General features: G+C 62.2%; 23 protein-coding genes. 9 read left to right on the forward strand and 14 right to left on the reverse strand.

The features are described from left to right. The first annotated feature begins 93 nt into the window (after positions 1 to 93). On the forward strand, positions 94 to 1,521 hold the full coding sequence (gene arcD / locus ACW9IN_RS18125) for an arginine-ornithine antiporter (RefSeq protein ID WP_457367175.1): 1,428 nt from the start codon (positions 94 to 96) through the stop codon (positions 1,519 to 1,521). A 133-nt stretch (positions 1,522 to 1,654) separates the two neighbouring features. Here arcD and ACW9IN_RS18130 read toward each other — a convergent pair whose 3' ends face one another. The 7 genes from ACW9IN_RS18130 to ACW9IN_RS18160 form a co-directional block, all read right to left on the reverse strand. Continuing rightward, on the reverse strand, positions 1,655 to 3,004 hold the full coding sequence (locus tag ACW9IN_RS18130) for a CoA transferase (RefSeq protein ID WP_457367176.1): 1,350 nt from the start codon (positions 3,002 to 3,004) through the stop codon (positions 1,655 to 1,657). A 39-nt stretch (positions 3,005 to 3,043) separates the two neighbouring features. Next, positions 3,044 to 4,390, reverse strand: coding sequence for a sensor histidine kinase (locus ACW9IN_RS18135; protein ID WP_457367177.1), 1,347 nt, complete (start codon positions 4,388 to 4,390; stop codon positions 3,044 to 3,046). A gap of 68 nt (positions 4,391 to 4,458) precedes the next feature. After that, positions 4,459 to 4,923 (reverse strand): LTXXQ domain protein, encoded by a 465-nt coding sequence (locus ACW9IN_RS18140; protein ID WP_457367178.1) that lies wholly within the window; start codon positions 4,921 to 4,923, stop codon positions 4,459 to 4,461. 180 nt (positions 4,924 to 5,103) lie between these two features. Then, entirely contained in the window at positions 5,104 to 5,781 is a 678-nt protein-coding gene (locus ACW9IN_RS18145; protein ID WP_457367179.1) for a response regulator transcription factor, read from the reverse strand. 7 nt (positions 5,782 to 5,788) lie between these two features. Further along, on the reverse strand, positions 5,789 to 6,196 hold the full coding sequence (locus ACW9IN_RS18150) for a translation initiation factor 2 (protein WP_457367180.1): 408 nt from the start codon (positions 6,194 to 6,196) through the stop codon (positions 5,789 to 5,791). A 108-nt stretch (positions 6,197 to 6,304) separates the two neighbouring features. Continuing rightward, the gene (locus ACW9IN_RS18155; protein WP_071489417.1) at positions 6,305 to 6,604 is read right to left on the reverse strand and encodes a YciI family protein; all 300 of its coding nucleotides are present in this window, start codon (positions 6,602 to 6,604) and stop codon (positions 6,305 to 6,307) included. 1 nt (position 6,605) lies between these two features. Beyond that, on the reverse strand, positions 6,606 to 7,202 hold the full coding sequence (locus tag ACW9IN_RS18160; protein ID WP_457367181.1) for a septation protein A: 597 nt from the start codon (positions 7,200 to 7,202) through the stop codon (positions 6,606 to 6,608). Between the two features lie 87 nt (positions 7,203 to 7,289). Here ACW9IN_RS18160 and ACW9IN_RS18165 point away from each other — a divergent pair, with 87 nt between their 5' ends. The 5 genes from ACW9IN_RS18165 (at position 7,290) to rluB (ending at position 11,951) form a co-directional block, all read left to right on the forward strand. Next, the gene (locus ACW9IN_RS18165) at positions 7,290 to 8,153 is read left to right on the forward strand and encodes a PHP domain-containing protein (protein WP_457367182.1); all 864 of its coding nucleotides are present in this window, start codon (positions 7,290 to 7,292) and stop codon (positions 8,151 to 8,153) included. A gap of 13 nt (positions 8,154 to 8,166) precedes the next feature. Next, complete coding sequence (locus tag ACW9IN_RS18170) at positions 8,167 to 8,796, forward strand: L-threonylcarbamoyladenylate synthase (RefSeq protein ID WP_457367183.1); 630 nt, start codon at positions 8,167 to 8,169, stop codon at positions 8,794 to 8,796. A gap of 120 nt (positions 8,797 to 8,916) precedes the next feature. Then, on the forward strand, positions 8,917 to 9,615 hold the full coding sequence (locus ACW9IN_RS18175; RefSeq protein WP_457367197.1) for a segregation and condensation protein A: 699 nt from the start codon (positions 8,917 to 8,919) through the stop codon (positions 9,613 to 9,615). Positions 9,616 to 9,627: 12 nt separating this feature from the next. Then, positions 9,628 to 10,554 carry an SMC-Scp complex subunit ScpB gene (gene scpB, locus ACW9IN_RS18180; protein WP_457367184.1) on the forward strand — a complete coding sequence of 309 codons (927 nt, stop codon included), beginning with the start codon at positions 9,628 to 9,630 and terminating at the stop codon, positions 10,552 to 10,554. 185 nt (positions 10,555 to 10,739) lie between these two features. Then, entirely contained in the window at positions 10,740 to 11,951 is a 1,212-nt protein-coding gene (gene rluB / locus ACW9IN_RS18185) for a 23S rRNA pseudouridine(2605) synthase RluB (protein WP_457367185.1), read from the forward strand. Between the two features lie 207 nt (positions 11,952 to 12,158). On the opposite strand, the gene ACW9IN_RS18190 is transcribed toward rluB, so the two are convergent. Both ACW9IN_RS18190 and ACW9IN_RS18195 read right to left on the reverse strand, forming a co-directional pair. Next, entirely contained in the window at positions 12,159 to 13,118 is a 960-nt protein-coding gene (locus ACW9IN_RS18190; RefSeq protein ID WP_457367186.1) for a leucyl aminopeptidase, read from the reverse strand. Positions 13,119 to 13,191: 73 nt separating this feature from the next. Further along, entirely contained in the window at positions 13,192 to 13,329 is a 138-nt protein-coding gene (locus tag ACW9IN_RS18195) for a hypothetical protein (protein WP_034100099.1), read from the reverse strand. 562 nt (positions 13,330 to 13,891) lie between these two features. On the opposite strand from ACW9IN_RS18195, the gene ACW9IN_RS18200 reads away from it, so the two are divergent. Beyond that, a complete protein-coding gene (locus ACW9IN_RS18200) occupies positions 13,892 to 15,316 on the forward strand; it encodes an amino acid permease (protein WP_457367187.1) in 1,425 nt (474 codons plus the stop codon). Between the two features lie 110 nt (positions 15,317 to 15,426). Further along, a complete protein-coding gene (gene arfB, locus ACW9IN_RS18205; protein WP_457367188.1) occupies positions 15,427 to 15,840 on the forward strand; it encodes an alternative ribosome rescue aminoacyl-tRNA hydrolase ArfB in 414 nt (137 codons plus the stop codon). On the opposite strand, the gene ACW9IN_RS18210 is transcribed toward arfB, so the two are convergent. The 4 genes from ACW9IN_RS18210 to ACW9IN_RS18225 all read right to left on the reverse strand — a co-directional run bounded on the left by ACW9IN_RS18210 (position 15,837) and on the right by ACW9IN_RS18225 (position 18,001). Then, positions 15,837 to 17,033, reverse strand: a complete 1,197-nt coding sequence (locus ACW9IN_RS18210; protein ID WP_457367189.1) for an MFS transporter — start codon at positions 17,031 to 17,033, stop codon at positions 15,837 to 15,839. The genes arfB and ACW9IN_RS18210 overlap by 4 nt on opposite strands. Before the next feature lie 126 nt (positions 17,034 to 17,159). Then, positions 17,160 to 17,342, reverse strand: a complete 183-nt coding sequence (locus ACW9IN_RS18215; RefSeq protein WP_457367190.1) for a hypothetical protein — start codon at positions 17,340 to 17,342, stop codon at positions 17,160 to 17,162. Between the two features lie 71 nt (positions 17,343 to 17,413). Further along, the gene (locus ACW9IN_RS18220) at positions 17,414 to 17,542 is read right to left on the reverse strand and encodes a hypothetical protein (RefSeq protein WP_457367191.1); all 129 of its coding nucleotides are present in this window, start codon (positions 17,540 to 17,542) and stop codon (positions 17,414 to 17,416) included. Between the two features lie 147 nt (positions 17,543 to 17,689). Next, positions 17,690 to 18,001, reverse strand: coding sequence for an Mpo1-like protein (locus ACW9IN_RS18225; RefSeq protein WP_457367192.1), 312 nt, complete (start codon positions 17,999 to 18,001; stop codon positions 17,690 to 17,692). Positions 18,002 to 18,163: 162 nt separating this feature from the next. Between ACW9IN_RS18225 and ACW9IN_RS18230 the strand changes: the two genes are divergently transcribed. Next, positions 18,164 to 19,219 carry an AraC family transcriptional regulator gene (locus ACW9IN_RS18230; RefSeq protein ID WP_457367193.1) on the forward strand — a complete coding sequence of 352 codons (1,056 nt, stop codon included), beginning with the start codon at positions 18,164 to 18,166 and terminating at the stop codon, positions 19,217 to 19,219. On the opposite strand, the gene ACW9IN_RS18235 is transcribed toward ACW9IN_RS18230, so the two are convergent. Further along, positions 19,176 to 20,630, reverse strand: coding sequence for a TrkH family potassium uptake protein (locus ACW9IN_RS18235; protein ID WP_457367194.1), 1,455 nt, complete (start codon positions 20,628 to 20,630; stop codon positions 19,176 to 19,178). The two genes, ACW9IN_RS18230 and ACW9IN_RS18235, sit on opposite strands and share 44 nt — an antisense overlap. Between the last annotated feature and the right edge of the window lie 149 nt (positions 20,631 to 20,779).

Here is a 20,779-nt window from a genome sequence, read left to right on the forward strand (position 1 = left end):
TTCGTGTTTTCCAATTACCGCTACACTCGCTGAGTTAATCATTCGAGTGCACGGTTGTTGGCTCGAACAACGGTTCACTGCACAGGAGTGTCCATGTCCCAATCCGTACAGAAACTTCGACTGGGTGCCCTGATCGCCCTGGTGGTGGGCTCGATGATCGGTGGTGGCATCTTCTCTCTGCCGCAGAACATGGCAGCGCGCGCGGAGGTGGGCGCGGTGCTGATCGGTTGGGCGATCACCGCCGTCGGCATGCTGACCCTGGCCTTTGTGTTCCAGACCCTGGCCAACCGCAAACCCGAGCTGGATTCCGGCGTGTATGCGTACGCCAAGGCCGGATTCGGCGATTACATGGGGTTCTCATCCGCCTGGGGCTACTGGATCAGTGCCTGGATGGGCAACGTGGGTTACTTCGTGTTGCTATTCAGTACCCTCGGTTATTTTTTTCCGGTGTTCGGCCAAGGCAATACGCCGGTGGCCATCGGTTGTGCATCGCTGCTGTTGTGGGCTGTGCATTTTCTGGTGATGCGAGGCATCAAAGAGGCGGCGTTCATCAACCAGATCACCACGGTGGCGAAGATCGTGCCGCTGGTGATGTTCATCGTGATCGCTGCCGTGGCGTTCAGGGCCGATATCTTCACCCGCGATATCTGGGGGCTGGGCAACCCGCAGTTCGGCGGTGTGGTCGACCAGGTGCGCAACATGATGCTGGTCACGGTGTTCGTGTTCATCGGCATCGAGGGCGCCAGTGTGTATTCGGCGCGTGCGGAAAAACGCGCCGACGTGGGCCGTGCCACGGTGATCGGCTTTCTCGGGGTGCTGGCGCTGTTGGTGCTGGTAAACGTGCTGTCGCTGGGCATCATGGGCCAGCCGGAACTGGCCAAATTGCAAAACCCGTCGCTGGCGGGGGTGCTGGAGCATATCGTCGGGCCCTGGGGGGCGCTGTTGATCAGCCTGGGCCTGGCCGTGTCGCTGTTGGGTGCCTTGCTGTCCTGGGCGTTGCTCTGCGCGGAAATCCTCCACGCCACGGCGCAGGACAAGACCATGCCGGCCTTCCTGAAAAAGCAGAACGCCAACCAGGTGCCGGTCAATGCGTTGTGGCTGACCAACGTGATGATTCAGGCGTTTCTGGTGATCACGCTGTTTTCCCACAGCACCTACACCACGCTGATCTACCTCGCCTCATCGATGATTCTGGTGCCGTACCTGTGGTCGGCAGCCTATGCGGTGCTGTTGAGCGGGCGTGGCGAAACCTATGCGGGCGCCCACGGCCAACGCCTCAAGGATTTGCTGGTGGGCCTCATTGCCCTCGGGTATGCGGTGTGGCTGTTGTACGCCGGCGGTTTGAAGTACCTGCTGCTGTCGGCGTTGCTGTATGCGCCGGGCGTGATTCTGTTCGCCCTGGCCAAGCGTGAGCAGCGCCGACCCTTGTTTACCTCGGTGGAAAAAGGCATTTTCGCCTGCGTGATTGCAGGCGCGGGGCTGGCGGCATACGGGTTGTACAGCGGGGTGCTGTCATTGTGAGATGGGGGTACCTGCCGCCCTTTTCGCGAGCAAGTCGAATCGTCGCACCGCCGCTCCCACGTTTGACCGAGTACATCATTTGGAATGCGGTCAAAATGTGGGAGCTGGCTTGCCTGCGATAGCGGCCTTCAGGTCACCACTGAGCCCGATGCGAGCCCAATTCTCCCGCCGGCAGATCCCACTGCAACGGTGTGCCGCTGAGGGTCAACGGCGGCAGCAGTCGATGGGCCGGGCCCCAGACCGTCTGCTCCACCAACACGCCTTGATCACTCGGTTCTTCGGCTCGCAATGCCACGTGCTCCGGCACTTGCCCAGCCTCCACCAATAACGTCGCCGTGCGCGCCAACGACAACCGTGCCGAGCCTCCACGCCCCGACTTCAACCGCTCGCTCAACGCCTGAATCGCACTGGCGGCCATCAAGTACCCAGTGGCGTGATCCAGCGCCTGCAACGGCAGCGGCACGGGTTTATCCGATTGTTTCCAGGCCATGCCGGCGGCGGCAATTCCGCTGCTCATCTGCACCAGGCTGTAGAAGCCTCGGCGGTTGCGCCACGGGCCGCTCCAGCCATAGGCGTTGAGGCTCACGTCGATCAGCCCGGGGGCGATGGCGTGCAATTCGGCGGCGGTATAGCCCAGGTGTTCCAGCGCATCGGCGCGGTAGCCGTGGAACAGAATGTCGGCGTCCTTGAGCAGGTTTTCGAACACCTGCCGGTCGTGAGGGGTCTTCAGGTCCAGGCGGGCGCAGCGTTTGCCCAGGGTCATTTCCGGCACCACGCCCGGCTCGTTCCAGGTGGGTGAGTCGATACGCAGCACGTCGGCGCCCAGGCCTGCGAGAAAACGGCTGGCTACCGGGCCGGCCAATACGCGAGTCAGGTCCAGTACCTTGATGCCGGCCAGGGGGCGGGCGACCGAGCCGAGCCAGGGCCTGTCGATGACGGTGTCGAATGTCTCACGCTGCACCAGCGCTTCGGCATTTACCGCCAGCCCCTGCGGATGCGCCTGCCAGGCTTGCCAGGTGCGCATCTGCGCCGCGCAGCCGCCTTCATCGACAATCGCCTGTTCCAGTTCAGCGGCATTCCAGGCGGCTACCTGAGCGGCCATTTGCGCGCGGTCCGTGACCTTGCCCAGCACCCGCTCGGCGGCGGCGCGGTGGTGGGGCGCATTGGTGTGCAGACGAATCCAGCCGTCGGCGCTGGCATAGTCGCCGGCCACCGGGTCCCACAGCGGCGGCACCTGCCAGCCCACCGGGCGAATCGAGGAGGAGAACCAGAAGGAGGCGAGGCGCCGGTCCACCGTGACAGTGGGCAGGCGCCCGGTTTGTTGTTCGAGCAGGCGTGCCACGGCCTGGCCGGCGGCACCGACGCTGGCGCCGGCCAGTTCGGTGACGGCGAAGGTCGAGGGCAATGCGCCGACTCCGGTCACGGTCAGTGGGGTGTTCGGCAGATCGAGTGCGGCTTGGATGGGGGTCAGCAGGTCAGTCATCAAAGGCCCTCCGTTTTAGAGAAGGGCCACTATAGAAGATCATCCGGCGGGTGTGGCAACCCCGGGTTCCAACGGCAGGTCGATACGGGCGATGAATCCGCCTTCGGGGTGGTTATCCAGCAGTAGGTTGCCGCCATGGCGTTCCGCCGCACGCCGGGCGATGGCCAGGCCCAGGCCATGGCCCTGGGCGGTTTGCCCGGGGGCGCGGTAAAACGGTTCGCCCAGTTGCCCCAGGTGTTCGGTGCCGACGCCGGGGCCATGGTCGCGCACGCTGATCAGCAGGCGCTCGCCCAGGCGCTGCGCCTGCAACTCGATCGGCTGGCCAGGTGGGCTGAAGCGCTGAGCGTTGCGTAACAGGTTATCCACGGCCCGCTCGATCATGGTCGGCCAGCCCTTGAGGTGCAGGTCGGTTTCAGCGCTCAGGTGTACTTCCTGGTCCGGCGCGCTGAGCTGTGCATCCTTCTGCAAGCCCTTGAGCAGTGCGTTGAGGTCGATGTCTTCGGCGCTGGCGTTGTCGGCATCAACACGGGCCAGCACCAGAATTTCGCTGATCAGCGCTTCGAGGCGGTCGCACTCCAGCGTCAAGCGTGGCCAGAGGCGTTCGCGCTCTTCCGGGCCGGCGCGTTCCGCCAGGGCCAGGGCAATGCGCAGGCGCGCCAGGGGCGAGCGCAGTTCATGGGAGACGTCGCGCAGCAACTGGCGCTGGCTGCCGATCAGGCTTTGCAGGCGTGCACCCATGCGGTTGAAGTCGGTGGCGAGCACGCCGAACTCGTCGCGGCGGTCGGCCAGGCGAGCCAGGCTGTTTTGCTGGTAGGTGGTCTGGCCGAGGTCATGCACCGCGCCGCGCAAACGGCTCAAGGGGCGGGTGATGGACAGCGTCACCAGCAGGCTGAACAGGGTCAGTACCACCAGGGCGATGGTCAGCGCGCTCAACGGCCACAGCAGGCTGCTGCGGTGCCAGGCATCCAGCTCGGGGTGGGGAATGCGGTAGATCAGCAGGTAGGTGTCGCCGGTTTTTTCGCTGGTGTACTCGGCGGTCAGGCGTCGCCAGGGCAGGTGGCCGTCCTGGCTGTCATTCTGCCGGGCTTCAAAGGCAGCGGCGCGCCGCGGGAAGGTGCCGCGCACCACCGGGTCGCCACTTTCGTTCAATACCTGAACGTCGATGTGGTACTGGCGCTTGCGCTGTTGCAGCAACTCCTGGGCGGCGTCCTCGCCCTGGCTTTCATAGAGTTGGGTCCAGTCTTCGGCCAGGGTATTGAGGCCGGGGTGACGGCTGAGAATCCAGGCATCCTGATTGAGCATGTGCCCAAGCAGGATCGACAACCCGGCAACCAGAGCGATGGCCAGCCAGAAACTGGCCAGGATGCGCCAGAACAATGAACGCACAGAACCCCCCCAAACAGGAAAAAGCCCAGCGGCGGGGGCCACTGGGCTGTGAACGTGACGCTAGAGCATTATTGCGCTTTTTGCGGCTGTTGCGCTTTCCAGGCCTGGAATTCCTTCCACTCGGCACGGCGCTCGGCCTGTTGCTTGACGATCTCGTCGAACTTTTTCTGCTGGTCGGGCTTGAGCACGGCACGGATATCGGCCTGGGTTTTTTGCTTGCCGGCGGCGATTTCGTCCTGCAGGGCTTTCTGGTCAGCGGCTGGCAGTTTGTTCAGGTACTTCTGGGTCAGGTCTTTGCGGGCGTGCCATTGGTCACCCATCAGTTTGCCGATCTGCTGACGCTGTTCGCGGCTCAGGTCCAACTGGCTGAACGGGCCACCTTTGCCACGCGGGCCGTGTTCACCGCCGTGGCCAGGGCCACCCATCATGTGGCCTTCGGGGCCGCCCATCGGGCCGGGACCGTCAGGCAATGCGGCCAGGGCAACGGTGGGCAGGGCAGCGGCGAACATCAGAGCGATAAGGGTCTTGCGCATGGTGATTCTCCTGTCTCTATTCCGGTGAGTCCGGATGTGAGTAGGTTAAGGAGATCAAGGTCAGCGGCGGTCAGGGGTGGGTAAAGCTTGGGTAAAGAGGGTTTTGGCTGGAGCTGACAAAACTGTCAGGGCAGGCACATCTCCTGTGGGAGCAGGCAAGCCAGCTCCCACAGGGAACGCTTAGAGGCTGTAGTAATAACCCCGGCTGCGCAGCGCCACGATCCGTGGGCGGCCATCCGGGTGCGGGCCGATCTTCTTGCGCAGGTTGCTCACGTGCATGTCCAGGCTGCGATCGTAAAGGGTCAGCTTGCGGCCGAGGGCGATCTGCGCCAGTTCCTGTTTGTCCAGCGGCTCGCCGGGCTGGCGCAGCAGCGCCTCCAGCAGGCGGCTTTCGGAGACAGTGAGGGAAAACTCCTGTTCGTCGATGCTGACCACGCCGCGCACCGGGCTGAAGCACAGGTCGCCCAGTTCCAGCTGGGTGGACACGGCGGCCGGGTGGCTGCGGCGCAGCACGGCGCGCAGGCGGGCGGTGAGTTCGCGGGGGTCGCAGGGCTTGGCCAGGTAATCGTCAGCGCCCAGTTCCAGGCCGAGAATACGGTCGAGCGGCTCGCCCCGCGCGGAAAGCATCAGCACCGGCAGTTCCGGATGGTCGCTGCGCAACTGCTTGAGCAGTTCCAGCCCACTGCCGTCGGGCAGCATCACATCGAGCACAACGGCGGCGGGGGCACTGTCGGCCAAGGCCTTGCGTGCGCTCAAACCATCATGGCAGGCGCGCACCTGGAAGCCTTCCTGGCTCAACCAACTGGTCAGCAGCTCACAGAGCTCCTGGTCATCATCTATCAGTAACAGCTCGCTCATGACTCACTCAATTTAGCCATTGTCGACGGCGACGGTGCCCACCACTGGCGAAGATCCCGCACAGCAAGGCGATCAGTGCGACGGCCCCGCCGGTGACGAACCACTGTTGTTGCTCGGTCAGCCAGCGGGCCAGGGCGCCGCCCTGTGATTCTTTGAGTTGCTGGGCAAGGCGTTGGTTCTCCTGGCGCAGGCGACTCAATTGGGCGCTTTCGCGGGCGGTTTCCGCGTTTTGCAGTTGCTTGCTCAGTTCCTCGCGCAACCGTTCGCTCTCTTTCAAGCGTTGTTGCAACTCGGTGATCTGGCTGCCGGCACTCAAGGACAAGGCCGTGGAGCTGCCGGTGTTCGGGGTTTCTTCAGCGTGGGCCGTAGCCCCGATCATTACCACTGCCAACAGACACAACTGACGTAAGCGCATCGGAACTCCTGATTCCACACGAATATTCAGAACGTTGTCGGCAGGTTACCGAGAATAATGAGCAATTAGGAGTGTGCCGAACGTATCAGGTTCGACACAGACTCGGCGCTATGGCAGGACTTGCTTGAACGGCTTGATCACGACATCGGCATACACGCCGGCCGCGACATAGGGATCGGCCTTGGCCCAGGCCTGGGCGTCGGCGAGGGAGGCGAACTCGGCGACGATCAGGCTGCCGGTGAAGCCGGCGTCGCCCGGGTCGTTGCTGTCCACCGCCGGGTGCGGGCCGGCCAGCACGATACGGCCTTCGGCCTGCAGCTGTTTCAGGCGCTCGACGTGGGCCGGGCGTACGCTCAGGCGTTTTTCCAGCGAGTCGGCGACGTCGGTGGCAATGATGGCGTAGAGCATGTCAGTCCTCGGTTTTGGGCGTGGTAGGGTCGGTGTCATGCAGGTGGCGCGACAGGTAGATCCCCTGGCCGACCAGGAACAGCACGGTCATGCCCAGGCTGCCGAACACCTTGAAGTCGACCCAGTAGCTCTGGAAGGTAAAGGCCACGAACAGGTTGGCTGCGCCGCAGAACAGAAAGAAGACGATCCAGGCGATGTTCAGGCGGTACCACACCGGCTCGGGCAGGGTGAGTGCGTGGCCCATGATCCGCTTGATCAGCAGGCGATCGCCAATGAAATGGCTGCCGATGAACGCCAGGGCGAACAGCCAGTTCACCACCGGGGCTTTCCATTTGAGAAAGGTTTCGCTGTGGAAGGCCAGGGTCAGGCTACCGAACACCAGGCAGGCGATCAGGGTCAGCCATTGGCTTTTTTCCAGTTTGCGCTGGGAGATGAAGATGGCCCCGTAGACCACGATGGAGCTGATGATCAGCACCGCCGTGGCGCTGTAGATGCCGCCGAAGGACAGCTCATGGCCGGCCAGATCGATGACGCGAGGGTCGAGTTTATAAACGATGAAAAACAGCAACAGCGGGATGAAGTCGATGAATTGTTTCACAGTAAGAGCCAGAAGCTGGATGTGGCGGCATAATAACAAACATCCTTGGTTGCGAAAGCGCCAGCTGACTTGAGGTTACACACGCCCGTGAATGTCGATCTGCACTGCCACAGCACCGCCTCCGACGGCGCCCTTGCGCCTGCGGTACTGGTTGCGCGTGCGTTTGAACACGGGGTGCGGATTCTCGCGCTGACCGACCACGACACCGTCGAAGGCCTGGCCGAAGCCCGTGAGGCGACGAACGCCCTGGGCATGCAACTGGTCAATGGTGTCGAATTGTCGTGCACCTGGGGCGGCGCCACCATTCATGTGCTTGGCTACGGGTTTGAGGTGGATGCCCCGCCCCTGGTGGCGGCGATCGCCAAATTGCACGATGGCCGCTGGCTGCGGTCCGAAGAAATAAGCCGCAAGCTGGCCCTCAAAGGCATGCCCAATGCGCTGGAGGGGGCTCGCGCCATCCAGCAGGAGCTGGGTGACAGCGGCAACGCGCCGGCCCGTCCGCACTTCGCCGACTGGATGGTGCGCGAGGGGTTCGTCAAGGATCGCGCCGAAGCCTTTCGCAAATGGCTGGGGGCCGGCAAGCTGGGGGACGTCAAGCAACACTGGCCCAGCCTTGAGGAAACCGTCGGCACCCTGCGCGATGCCGGCGCCTGGGTGAGCCTGGCGCACCCTTGGCATTACGATTTCACCCGCAGCAAGCGCCGCAAGCTGATTGCCGACTATATTCAAGCGGGCGGCCAGGCGCTCGAAGTGGTCAATGGTTTTCAGCCCGCCGAGCAAGTGGGCAGCCTGTCGATCCTGGCCCGTGAATTTGGCCTGCTGGTCAGCGCCGGCAGTGATTTCCATGGCCCTGGCGGCTGGTCCGAGATCGGCGAGTACCGTGCGGTTCCGGACGATTTGCCACCCCTTTGGCGTCGTTTCAACCATGACCCCGCTCTTGTCACCGTCTGAACAGGTAGAAAATGTGAGTCAGTTCTTCCAGATTCATCCGGAAAATCCCCAGGCGCGCCTGATTAAACAGTCTGTGGAGATCATTCGCGCCGGCGGCGTGGTGATTTATCCTACGGACTCGTCCTACGCCATTGGTTGCCAGATTGGCGACAAGGGTGCGGTCGAGCGCGTGCGCCGCTTGCGTCAGTTGGACGACAAACACAATTTTGCGCTGATCTGCAGCGATCTGTCGCAACTGGGTCTGTTCGCCAAGGTCGACACCGGCACGTTCCGCCTGCTCAAGGCCCACACGCCCGGGCCCTATACCTTTATCCTGAATGCCACCCGAGAAGTGCCACGGCTGCTGCTGCACCCGAAAAAGCGCACCATCGGCCTGCGGGTGCCGGAGCATCCCATCGCATTGGCGCTGCTCGAAGAGCTGGGTGAGCCGCTGATGAGCGTGTCGCTGATCATGCCGGGTGACACTGAACCCCTCGAAGACCCTTACGAAATGCGCCAACTCCTGGAAAAACAAGTGGACCTGATCATCGACGGTGGTTTCGGCGGCGGCAAGGCCTCGACCGTGATCAACCTGGCCGACGGCGAGCCCGAAGTGATCCGTGTGGGCTGCGGCGACCCGGCGCCGTTCAGGGTCGAGGCCTGAATGTCGGTCGTGGAAACCGTCGACAGCCAGGCGGGCGCGCAGCAGGAACTGCCCTTTGCGGTGGTGTACGGCCAGGCCGTCACCGAAATGCCGGTGGACTTGTACATTCCGCCGGATGCGCTGGAAGTGTTCCTTGAAGCCTTCGAGGGCCCGCTGGACTTGCTGTTGTACCTGATTCGCAAGCAGAACATCGACATCCTCGACATCCCGGTGGCGGAAATCACCCGCCAGTACATGGGCTATGTCGAGTTGATGCAGTCGGTGCGCCTGGAGCTGGCCGCCGAATACCTGGTGATGGCGGCGATGCTGGCGGAGATCAAGTCCCGCATGTTGCTCCCGCGTTCGGAGACGATCGAAGCCGAAGAGGACGATCCGCGCGCCGAACTGATCCGACGCCTGCAGGAATACGAGCGCTTCAAGGCCGCCGCCGAAGGCATCGATGGCCTGAGCCGCGTGGGCCGCGATGTGATCGTGCCCAAGCTCGACGCCCCCGAGGCCCGGGCGCGCAAGCTGTTGCCGGACGTGAGTCTGGAAGAGTTGCTGATGTCCATGGCCGAGGTGCTGCGCCGTGGCGACATGTTTGAAAGCCATCAGGTCAGCCGCGAAGCCCTGTCGACCCGCGAGCGCATGAGCGACGTGCTTGAACGGCTCAAGGGCGGTGGTTTTGTGCCGTTTGTCGAGCTGTTCACGGCAGAAGAGGGCAAGTTGGGCGTGGTGGTCACCTTCATGGCCATCCTTGAACTGGTCAAGGAGTCCTTGATCGAGCTGGTGCAGAACGAACCTTTTGCGGCCATCCACGTGCGGGCGCGAGCCGAATAACGAGCTGAATCGATGAATCTGACTGAACCCCGCGAACTGGCCCCGCTGCTGGAAGCCTTTCTCCTGGCCTCGGGCAAACCGCAATCCATGGAGCGTTTGTTCGAACTGTTTGAAGAAGGCGAGCGTCCGGAGCCGCCGGTGTTCAAGAAAGCCCTGGATATCCTGCGCAAGTCGTGCGACGGGCGGGCGTTCGAGCTCAAGGAAGTGGCCTCGGGGTATCGCCTGCAAATCCGTGAGCAGTTTTCCCCGTGGGTCGGTCGATTGTGGGAAGAGCGCCCGCAGCGTTATTCCCGGGCGATGCTGGAGACCATGGCGCTGATCGCTTACCGCCAGCCGATCACCCGGGGTGAAATCGAGGACGTGCGCGGGGTGGCGGTCAACAGCCATATCGTCAAGACGCTGCTGGAGCGCGAGTGGATCCGCATCGTCGGCTATCGCGACGTGCCCGGCAAACCGGCGATGTTTGCCACCACCAAAGCCTTTCTCGACCACTTCAACCTGAAAAACCTCGACGATTTGCCACCGCTCGCCGAGCTGCGCGAAATGGAAACCGAACCAGTGCTCGACTTCGACGACGCGCCGGTGCCACAAGGCTTGCAGGAGTTGGCCGACGCCACGGCCGAGCCTGAAGAGCCCAAGGACGAGACCAGCTTCCATACCTTGCTGCTGGAGCTGGACGACATGGAGCAGGGCATCAAGACCGACTTCGATGACTTGCTGCGCGACGATGCGGTCGACCCGCAGGTTCAGGAGAACGCCGAGCCTGAGGTTGAAGCCGAGCCTGAACTCGAAGAGGACATTCTTGGCGTCGCCGAGGCCCGCGAAAAGCTCCTGGCCGCCGTCGCCGCCCTCGAACAGCCGCCGCTGAGCGACGAAGAAGACGAAGCCCGTGCGCTGGCCGAAGCTATCGAGGCCGAGCGCCGCCAGTTCGAAGATTGACCTGATCCCGCAAGGGGCACCGGTCGGCGGAAAATACGGCGGCTTTGCCTTTATCGACTAGTCTCTGATGCGCAACGCGCGCCATGGGCGTATGATTCGCGACCCTTTGGCGATGCGCTCGCCCAAAGCCTGCTTTCAACACTCTTCAGGCCATGCCTGAATCGACCCACCGGGAGGTGCTTAAGATGAACGACCAAGACCAGAACGACAGCCACGATATCCGCCCCGCCGGCGAGAAACTGCAAAAGGTTCTCGCGCGTATCGGAGTAGGTTCGCGCCGCGACGTCGAAGCCTGGATCACCCAGAAGCGCATCAAGGTCAACGGCGTCGAGGCCACCCTCGGCCAGCGCGTCGACCTGCACGACGCAATCACCATCGATGGCAAGGTGATCAAGCGTGAAGAGGCCGCCGAATCGGTGCGCCGCGTGATCATGTACAACAAGCCCGATGGCGAGATCTGCACCCGTGACGACCCGGAAGGCCGTCCGACCGTGTTCGACAAGCTGCCGCGTCCGAAAGAAGGTCGCTGGATCAACATCGGCCGTCTCGACATCAACACCACCGGTTTGTTGATGTTCACCACCGACGGCGAACTGGCCAACCGCCTGATGCACCCATCCTACGAGATGGACCGCGAATACGCCGTGCGTGTGCGGGGCGAAGTCGACGACGAGATGATCGAGCGCCTCAAGGCCGGCGTGGTGCTGGAAGACGGCCCGGCGCGTTTCACCGACATCCAGCAGGCGCCAGGTGGCGAAGGTTTCAACCATTGGTACCACTGCGTGGTGATGGAAGGACGTAACCGTGAAGTGCGTCGCCTGTGGGAATCCCAGGGCCTGGTGGTCAGCCGCCTGAAGCGCGTGCGGTTCGGTCCGGTGTTCCTCAACTCCGACCTGCCGATGGGCCGTTGGCGCGAAATGAGCCAGTACGAAGTCGACATCCTCAGTGCCGAAGTCGGCCTGACACCGGTGGCGATGCCGCAACTGAACGCCAAGAGCAAAGACAAGCTCGAGCGCCTGCAGCGTAAATCGTCGCGCCCGGTGCCTCGCACCGAACGTGTTGCCCGCACCCTGCGCCCGGCGCTGGATGCACCGGCGACCGGTGGGCGTATCTCGCGCCAGCCGCACATTGAAGGCGAGCGTCGCCCGACCGCACCCTCGCGTCAGGAAGGCGAGCGTGCACCCCGTGCGCCGCGCCCAGCCCCGGCGGGTGGTCGCAGCAACCGTGGAGAAGCGGATCGCCCGGCCGACAACGCCAGCACCAAGCGCCCAGCCAAACCAGCGACGAACAAGCGCCCAGGCCCGAAACTGGTCGCGGACGAGCCGTCGGGCAAGCGCCGTGGCGCGCCAGCCGGCTCGGGTCAACGCCCGGGTTTCGGTCGCAAGAAGCCGCAGTGATGGTTTAAGTGCTGCACAAAAACGCCAACCCCAGGTTGGCGTTTTTTTTGGATCTGGATTTGAAATGCGTTCAACTGTGGGAGCTGGCTTGTCGGGTCGCCGCATCGCTGCGAAGGCGGTGGGGCATTGGATACGTATGCCAACTGATCCACCGCCATCGCGGGCAAGCCCGGCTCCCACAGGGACCTGGGTCATTCTGGTGTTCGTCTAAAACGCAAAAGTGCCGTCGAAGACCGGCTTGTCATCCAGCGCCAACACGCCGCTGGCGAAGATCAAATCCAGGTGGTGGCTGCCTTTCTGCCCGCCACCCAGGCCCAGGTGCAAGCCGCAATGGCGCTCCTCGAAGCCGGCATTGCGCGCGTACAGGTCCTTCACGCCTTCATTGGTGCCAATGCCCAACTCTTCCACACGCCGGTTGGACGGGTTGGCATTCAGGTATTTGTTGAAGTCATCCGCCAGCCCCGGTACGTCGCTGGCCACACTGCAGATGGTCGAGTTTTCGATCCACAACTCCAGTGGCGATTGCAGTACGCCGTATTTGCGCGCAAAGGGAATAGTGCTCAAAAAGGTGCCGACGAACCGCACCTGGCCGTTGATGGCTTCGCTGTGGGTGGCGATTTCGCCGGGGGCCAGGTCGTGATTGCCGACGCCATTGATATTGGTCCACTTCTTGATACTGCTCAGCGGCGCTTCCAGGCGGGAGCCATGCTTGTCCGTGAAACTCAGTACGTTGGCCTGGGACATGCGGCGGATCAGCGTGGCGTTCAGGTCGGCGATGCGCTGCGGCTCGACGCTGAAGGTGTCGTAGAAATAGTCGCCGTAGTCCTTGAACAGCAGGGACTTCTTCCAGTGTTCGGCCATCACGCCTTGCAGGGCACGGACAAAATCCGGGCCTTCGGCACGCGGGTTGGGCAGGGTGGAGGAGTCATAGAGAAACAGGTACAGGTCGCAGGCCTCGATGGCCTGGGCCAGCGTATCGGTGGCGGCCAGGTCCAGGCGCTGCACCTGGAAGTTGAAGCGGGCGGTGCTGCCCTGGGTGATCGCCTGGGCGATGGTGTCGTAGCGTTCGGTATGGCCCAGCAGCACCGTGGGGCGGTTCAGGCCGTGGAGAGCCGGGTGATGCGCGAGGTAGTAGAGAAAGTGTTCGACGGCGCGGGCCTTGTCCATGACGGGTGTCCTTCTGTGCCTTGGGTAAGGAGGCAGGTGCCGTGCACAGCACCTGCCGAATGCCTGCCGTGTGTCAGAACGGCCACATTGCAGTGCCGAACGGCACAACGGCGTCGGCCTGCATCATTTCTACGGCGGCCTCATGGGTCGGCGCTTCAAACCAATCGTCGAGTTGCAGTTCGGTTTCCAGGTCGTTTTCCAGTACTTGCATGGTGTATCTCCTAGAGGACGTATGTTTGAGAACGGCTTGCCAACGGGCTTCGCTGGCAAGCATCGAACCTAGGTGTATGTGTTTCAAAATGCAAAAAATTTATTGACACGGTTTCATTTGAATTATTTTTTCTGTTTTCCCCGAAAATTTTTTAATCAATAAAAACAATCGACTGAGTTATTAAATGTGTCAGAAATTTCCTACCGACATTTTTCCGTCGACTGACGGATTTAGCTTGTTTGTAACGCAGAATTTACAGCTGTAACGTTTAAGTTACGCGTTTGGCGAGACGGGCTTGGGCATCCTCACGCCGTAAGAAATACCTGACAGATCGTCGCGTGCGCCTTCCTAGTGCATCCGCAAGCAGTCGAGCGGTGTACAATGCGCCGCGTTTTACTGTGACTCCCTTGCGTAACCACGCAAAAGGCCAAGACCTCAGGGTTTATCCGCCCTGATCACTCCGCCCGGCCACGAGCCTGGCGGGTTCGATTTCGTCACAGATAAAAATAAACAGGTGGCGCATGACCGTAAGACACACGCTTGACTCCTGGAGAACCTTTCCATGAGTGGCAACCCTCCTTCCGCTTCAGGCGAACTGAAACGTGGCCTGAAAAACCGTCATATCCAGTTGATCGCCCTCGGTGGCGCCATCGGCACCGGCCTGTTCCTTGGCTCCGCCGGGGTGCTCAAGTCGGCCGGCCCGTCGATGATCCTGGGCTATGCCATCTGTGGCTTCATCGCCTTCATGATCATGCGCCAGCTCGGCGAAATGATCGTCGAAGAGCCGGTGGCCGGCTCCTTCAGTCATTTTGCCCACAAGTACTGGGGCGGTTTCGCCGGCTTCCTGTCGGGTTGGAACTGCTGGATCCTGTACATTCTGGTGGGCATGTCCGAGCTGACCGCCGTCGGCAAATACATCCATTACTGGTGGCCGCAGATCCCGACCTGGGTTTCGGCGGCGGGCTTCTTCGTGCTGATCAACGTGATCAACCTGGCCAACGTCAAGGTCTTCGGTGAGGCCGAGTTCTGGTTTGCGATCATCAAGGTCGTGGCCATCGTCGGCATGATCGCCCTGGGCAGCTACCTGCTGGTCAGCGGCAGCGGCGGGCCCCAGGCGTCGGTAAGCAACCTGTGGGAACACGGTGGTTTCTTCCCCCATGGCGTCGGTGGGCTGGTGATGGCCATGGCGATCATCATGTTTTCCTTCGGTGGCCTGGAAATGCTCGGCTTCACCGCAGCCGAAGCCGATCAGCCGCGCACGGTGATCCCCAAGGCGATCAACCAGGTGATCTACCGCATCCTGATCTTCTACATCGGCGCCCTGGTGGTGCTGTTGTCGCTGACACCTTGGGACAGCCTGCTGGCGACCCTCAATGCTTCCGGCGATGCCTACAGCGGCAGCCCGTTCGTACAGGTGTTCTCGATGCTGGGCAGCAACACCGCCGCGCACATCCTCAACTTCGTGGTACTGACCGCCGCCCTGTCGGTGTACAACAGCGGCACCTACTGTAACAGCCGCATGCTGCTGGGCATGGCCGAGCAGGGTGATGCGCCGAAGGCATTGGCGAAGATCGACAAGCGCGGCGTGCCGGTGCGTTCGATCCTCGCATCCGCCGCCATCACCCTGGTGGCGGTGCTGATGAACTACCTGATCCCGCAACACGCGCTGGAACTGCTGATGTCCCTGGTGGTGGCCACGCTGGTGATCAACTGGGCGATGATCAGCTTCTCCCACCTCAAGTTCCGCCAGCACCTGAACCGCAGCGGCCAGACGCCGTTGTTCAAGGCGTTGTGGTACCCCTACGGCAACATCATTTGCCTGGCGTTCGTGGTGTTTATCCTGGTGATCATGCTGATGATTCCGGGGATCCAGGTGTCGGTGTATGCGATTCCGGTGTGGGTGGCGTTTATGGGCTTGTGCTACTGCGTCAAGGGCAGGCGCAGTGCGCAGGACACATTGGCTGCTGCACCTTCTGCGGCGAAGTAACCGCCTGATGTTGTCGAGCAGACCCGGCCTTGTGCCGGGTTTGTTGTTTCAAGGGGCAGGCCCTGCACATTCGCGTATCCTTGGAGGCCTTTCAGAGGACTGCGCTGCCCATGCTGGTGATTTCCAACAACGTGCACCTGCCCGATGCCGAGATCGAGCTGACCGCCATTCGCGCCCAGGGCGCCGGTGGGCAGAACGTGAACAAGGTGTCGAGCGCGGTACACCTGCGTTTTGATATTCCGGCGTCGTCGTTGCCCGAGTTCTACAAGGAGCGATTGCTGGCATTGCGCGACAGCCGGATCACCAGCGACGGCGTGCTGGTGCTCAAGGCCCAGCAATACCGTACGCAGGAGCAGAATCGCGCGGATGCGCTGGAGCGGCTGGTGGAGTTGATCCAGAGCGCCACCAAGGTCGAAAAGAAGCGCCGTCCCACCAAGCCGACCCTGGGCTCGAAGACGCGTCGGCTGGAATCCAAGACCAAGCGCGGTAGCATCAAGGCCGGGCGCGGCAAGGTCGACTTCTAGGCGCCGCGGGCCTCGCGGGCCTTGGGTGCCTGCCGGTACAGATAGACGCTCAGCGACAAGCCACCGAGGGCGGCAAGGGCGGCGAACAGGAAGATCGACGCAAAGCCGAAGCCTGCCGCCACCGCCCCGGCCAGCGGGCCGGTGATGCCCAATGACAAGTCGATAAACAGCGAGTACGCCCCCACTGCTGAGCCTCGGCTGGAAGCTGGCACCAGATTGACTGCCTCTACCCCCAGCGCCGGAAACACCAGGGAAAATCCGAACCCGCTCAACGCCGCACCGGCCAGCGCCAGGTTGGCGTCCGTCGCCAGCCACAACAGCAGCAGGCCGAGGATTTCCACCGACAGGCAGACGATTGCCACGCGAAAGCCGCCGATCCGGTTGATCAAGTTGCCAAACAGCAAGCGCGCGCCGATAAAACTGGCGCCGAACAGGCTCAGGGCCCACACCGCGTTATCCCAGTGCTGGGTGGTGTAATACAGGGTGATGAAGGTGGCGATGGTGCCGAACCCGATTGAGCCCAGGGCCAGCGCGCAGCCGTGGGGGAAGACCCGGCCCAGCACGTTCATGAACGGCAGGCGCACACCGGTGACAATCGGCACCGCTTCTTTGCGCCAGGCCAGGCTCAGGCCGAGCACTGCCAGCAGGATGATGCTCACGCCCATGCTCCACAGCCCGAAATGGCTGACCAGCAGCACACCCAGTGGCGCACCGACGGCCAGCGCACCGTAGCTGGCGATGCCGTTCCAGGAAATCACCTTGGCCGTGTTGGCCGAGCCGACCCGGCCAATGCCCCAGCCAATGGCGCCGGAACCCACCAGGCTCTCCGCGCTGCCCAACACCAGCCTGCCGATGAACAGGCTGGCCAGACTCAGTGCCGGCAGGCTCGACAGCCAGGCCGCGAGCAGCATGAACACGCCGCTCAGGCCGCAGCCCACCAGGCCAATCAGCACGGCACGCTTGCAGCCCAGGTTGTCGATGATACGCCCGGCGTACGGGCGACTCAGCAGGGTGGCCAGGTACTGCACGCTGATCACCAGGCCGGCGATCACCGCGCCGAAGCCCAGCTGGCTGTGCACATAACCCGGCAATACGGCCAAAGGAATGCCGATATTCAGGTAGCCGATAAAGGTGAACAGGACGATGGAAACGACTTGCAGCGTGACCGCCATGGGGCGCTGGGTATCTGGCATGGGAAAGGTCCACTGTTGCAGCAGGTAAAGATAGGCTGCTAATGATACCGGTGCCGGACCGTGCGTTGGGCGGTAAATGGCAAAAACGTCAGATCAAAAACGCCTCAGGACGTTCAAGCCGGGTAGTCAGGACTGGGGGGCGGTCAGCAGTTGCGTTGTGACCAGTGCGGCCAGGGCGTTTTCCTGGGTGTCGAAGCGCTTGAGCAGCGCGGCTTGCTTGTCGGCACTGAGGCGGGTCCAGATTTCGACCATCTGTAGGGCGGCGTCGAGTACGGCGGTGTCCTGGGTGTCGGGGAGGGTGTCGGTCATGCGGTACCTCGGGTGGTTCAGGCAGTGTGGAAAGCGCTCAAAGGTGCGCTTTCCACACGGTCTGGTACGGCTCAGCCCTGGCTTTCGCTGTCGGCTGGTTTGGCTTCTTTGGCCTCAGGCTGCTGGTCGCTGGCCTGCTGCGGTGTTGGCTGCTCTGTAGGGTGCAGGCTTGGGAAGGGGAGATTGGGTATCTCGTGCATCGTCGTCGCTCCTCGCAAGGTCTGTTTTTTCAATCGCAGGTGATTCCGCGCTCTCAAAAAGCCTTGGCAGGATACAGCACTGCAAATGACAAAAAGATTTTTATGTCGCCGGCTGTCCGAACTTTCTTCGTTTAAACGGTCGCGCGGCTAGAACGGCACTTTGCCCAGGATCATGTCGCGGTACATCACGAAATCTCCCAATAGGCTGTAGAGCGGGTGCTGGAAGGTGGCCGGGCGGTTTTTTTCGAAGAAGAAATGCCCGACCCAGGCGAAGCCGTAGCCGGCAATCGGCAAGACGATCAGCAACCCCAGCGACCCTCTGCCAATGGCATACGCCAGAATGCCTATCACCAGCGTGGTGCCGATAAAGTGCAGGCGCCGGCAGGTGCTGTTGGCGTGTTCAGCCAGGTAATAAGGGTAAAACTCGGCAAAGCTGTTGAATCGCTTGACGTTTTCCACGGTGGACGGCCCTTTGATTGTTGTACCGCCCAACAGATGTTCGGCGGGGAGCTTATTTGAGTCTAGAGTGATCAGTGGTAACAGCCAGTGACAATAGATGCCACTTTAGTATCCTTGGCTTCCTGGCTGCCGTTATGAGCCTGCTTTGATTAAGAAGACGCCATGAGCGAACGAACAACTTCTGCAAGCTGGGCGATGGGGATAGTCAAGGCATTGGAAATGGACGGCCTGGATTGCCGAGCCTTGTTCAAGCAACTGGGCCTGGATTACGCCGCCCTCGACGACCCCGATGCCCGTTTTCCGCAAGACTCCATGACCCGGCTGTGGCAGCGGGCGGTGGAGCTGTCGGGTAACCCGGCGATCGGCCTGAACATGGGCAAGGTGGTGCGCCCGGCGTCGTTTCATGTGGCCGGCTATGCGTTGATGTCCAGCAACACCCTGGCCGAGGGATTCATGCGACTGGTGCGTTACCAGCGCATCATCGCCGAAAGCGCCGACTTGAGCTTCCGCCTGTTACCCGAAGGCTATGCGCTGATTCTGACGGTGCACGGCGATCATCTGCCGCCCACCCGCCAGAGTGCCGAAGCGTCGCTGGCCTGTGCGCTGGCACTGTGTGGCTGGCTGACCGGGCGCACCCTGCAACCGCGCAAAGTCGTGCTGCAAGGCGATCAGCCGGCGGACCTGGCCCCCTATAAACAAGCCTTCCACGCCCCGCTGGAATTCAATGCGCCCTATGACGCGCTGATTTTCGAAAAGGCTGACATGGACGCGCCATTGCCTACGGCCAACGAGGCCATGGCGTTGTTGCACGATCGGTTTGCCGGTGAGTACCTGGCACGGTTCTCGGAAAGCCGCGTGACCCACAAGGCCCGGCAGGTGCTGTGCCGCCTGCTGCCCCAGGGTGAGCCCAAGCGCGAGGTGGTGGCCCAGACGCTGCACCTGTCCCAGCGCACCTTGCAACGGCGTTTGCAAGAGGAGGGCACCAGTTTCCAGGCGTTGCTCGACGACACCCGTCGCGAACTGGCCGAGCAGTACCTGGCGCAGCCGAACATGACCTTGCTGGAGATTGCCTACCTGTTGGGCTTTGCCGATCCGAGCAATTTCTTCCGGGCGTTCCGCCGCTGGTTCGATGCCACGCCCGGGGAATACCGGGCGCGGCTGCTGGAAGCGGCGGTCAGTGACGCCAGAACGCCGGAATGCACAGCACAAACACCGTGATGATCTCCAGCCGACCCAGCAGCATGCCAAACGACAGGATCCACTTGGCGGCGTCCGGCAGACTGGAGAAATTGCCGGCTGGCCCGATGGTTTCCCCCAGCCCCGGGCCCACGCCGGACACGGTGCTGGCGGCGCCGGTCAGCGCGGTCATCCAGTCCAGGCCCAGCAATGACAAGGCCAGGGCGATGGCGCAGATGGTGATCGCGAAGAAAAACGAAAAGGTCAGGATCGAACGCACGATTTCTTCATCGAGGCGGTGGCCGTTGTACTTCTGCTTGATCACCGCACGTGGGTGAATCAGCTGGTTCAAGTTGGCCTTGAGCAGGATATAGGCGACCTGGAAGCGGAAAATCTTGATCCCGCCGGCGGTGGAGCCGGAGCAACCGCCGATGAAGCCGAGGTAGAAAAACAGCATCAGTGAGAAGTTACCCCACAGGCTGTAGTCGCCCAGTGCAAACCCGGTGGTGGTCACTACCGAGGTGACGTTCAGTGCCACGTGGCGAAGAGCGTCCAGCCAGTGCAGATCGGTGGTCCACCAGTACCAGGTGCCGAGTACCAGCCAGGTCACCAGCAGCAGGCCCAGCAGACCTTGCACCTGTTGGTCCTTGAGCAGTGCCCGGCGGTTACCGCGCAACGTGGCCACGTACAGGGTGAACGGCAGGCTGCCAAGGATCATCACCACCACCGCCACCCAGTGCACCGCCGGTTGTTTCCAGTGGGCCAGGGATTCATCGGAGGTGGAAAAGCCGCCGGTGGAAATCGCCGACATGGCATGGTTGATCGCATCGAACAGGCCCATGCCGGCCCACCAGAATGCCAGGCTACCGAGAATGGTGATACCCACGTACGCCGCCACGATCAGCCGCGCCACCATGTGTGAGCGGGGCATGACCTTTTCCGAGCGGTCCGAGGATTCGGTCTGGAACAGGCGCATGCCACCAATGCGCAGCAGCGGCAGAATCGCCACCGCCATGCCGATAAAGCCGATGCCGCCGAGCCAGTGCAGCAGCGAACGCCACATCAGGATGCCCGGCGACATGCTGTCCAGCCCGCTCAGCACGGTGGAGCCGGTGGCGGTGATGCCGGACATGCTTTCGAAAAACGAGTCGGTGTAGCTGATGTGCTGGGTCAGCAGAAAGGGCAGCGCGGCGAACACGCAAACCACCACCCAGCTTGTCACGGTAAGCAGGTACATGTCCCGGGGGCGCAGGTGCACATGCTCGGGTCGACCGGGAATCACCAGCGCCAGGCCGGCGAGAAAGGTGATCATGCTGGCCCACAGAAACGACGGCAGGTCGCTGGTGCGCTCGAAAATCACCAGGGTGGCCATGGGCACGACCATGGCGATCGCGAGGGTGATCAGGAAGATGCCGATGATGAAACCGATGATGCGCAGGGTCGGCAACGCCATGAAGTGAACTCGAGTAGGGCAGAGGCGCCATTCTACCCGGGGTGCAGGGCATGTAAACCGGTCGGGGGAGCAATGCTGTTCAACTGTGGGAGCTGGCTTGCCTGCGATAGCGGTAGATCAGCAACAAACTCCTTGACTGACAGATCGCT

The organism is Pseudomonas sp. SDO5271_S396 (assembly GCF_054071795.1).

Excerpts from the sequence above, each read along its gene's own strand:
- arcD (WP_457367175.1), top strand. The coding sequence starts at position 94 with ATGTCCCAATCCGTACAGAAACTTCGACTGGGTGCCCTGATCGCCCTG.
- ACW9IN_RS18130 (WP_457367176.1), bottom strand. The coding sequence starts at position 3,004 with ATGACTGACCTGCTGACCCCCATCCAAGCCGCACTCGATCTGCCGAAC.
- ACW9IN_RS18140 (WP_457367178.1), bottom strand. The coding sequence starts at position 4,923 with ATGCGCAAGACCCTTATCGCTCTGATGTTCGCCGCTGCCCTGCCCACC.
- ACW9IN_RS18145 (WP_457367179.1), bottom strand. The coding sequence starts at position 5,781 with ATGAGCGAGCTGTTACTGATAGATGATGACCAGGAGCTCTGTGAGCTG.
- ACW9IN_RS18150 (WP_457367180.1), bottom strand. The coding sequence starts at position 6,196 with ATGCGCTTACGTCAGTTGTGTCTGTTGGCAGTGGTAATGATCGGGGCT.
- ACW9IN_RS18155 (WP_071489417.1), bottom strand. The coding sequence starts at position 6,604 with ATGCTCTACGCCATCATTGCCACCGACGTCGCCGACTCGCTGGAAAAA.
- scpB (WP_457367184.1), top strand. The coding sequence starts at position 9,628 with ATGAATCTGACTGAACCCCGCGAACTGGCCCCGCTGCTGGAAGCCTTT.
- rluB (WP_457367185.1), top strand. The coding sequence starts at position 10,740 with ATGAACGACCAAGACCAGAACGACAGCCACGATATCCGCCCCGCCGGC.
- ACW9IN_RS18190 (WP_457367186.1), bottom strand. The coding sequence starts at position 13,118 with ATGGACAAGGCCCGCGCCGTCGAACACTTTCTCTACTACCTCGCGCAT.
- ACW9IN_RS18195 (WP_034100099.1), bottom strand. The coding sequence starts at position 13,329 with ATGCAAGTACTGGAAAACGACCTGGAAACCGAACTGCAACTCGACGAT.
- ACW9IN_RS18200 (WP_457367187.1), top strand. The coding sequence starts at position 13,892 with ATGAGTGGCAACCCTCCTTCCGCTTCAGGCGAACTGAAACGTGGCCTG.
- arfB (WP_457367188.1), top strand. The coding sequence starts at position 15,427 with ATGCTGGTGATTTCCAACAACGTGCACCTGCCCGATGCCGAGATCGAG.
- ACW9IN_RS18210 (WP_457367189.1), bottom strand. The coding sequence starts at position 17,033 with ATGCCAGATACCCAGCGCCCCATGGCGGTCACGCTGCAAGTCGTTTCC.
- ACW9IN_RS18215 (WP_457367190.1), bottom strand. The coding sequence starts at position 17,342 with ATGACCGACACCCTCCCCGACACCCAGGACACCGCCGTACTCGACGCC.
- ACW9IN_RS18220 (WP_457367191.1), bottom strand. The coding sequence starts at position 17,542 with ATGCACGAGATACCCAATCTCCCCTTCCCAAGCCTGCACCCTACAGAG.
- ACW9IN_RS18230 (WP_457367193.1), top strand. The coding sequence starts at position 18,164 with ATGAGCGAACGAACAACTTCTGCAAGCTGGGCGATGGGGATAGTCAAG.
- ACW9IN_RS18235 (WP_457367194.1), bottom strand. The coding sequence starts at position 20,630 with ATGGCGTTGCCGACCCTGCGCATCATCGGTTTCATCATCGGCATCTTC.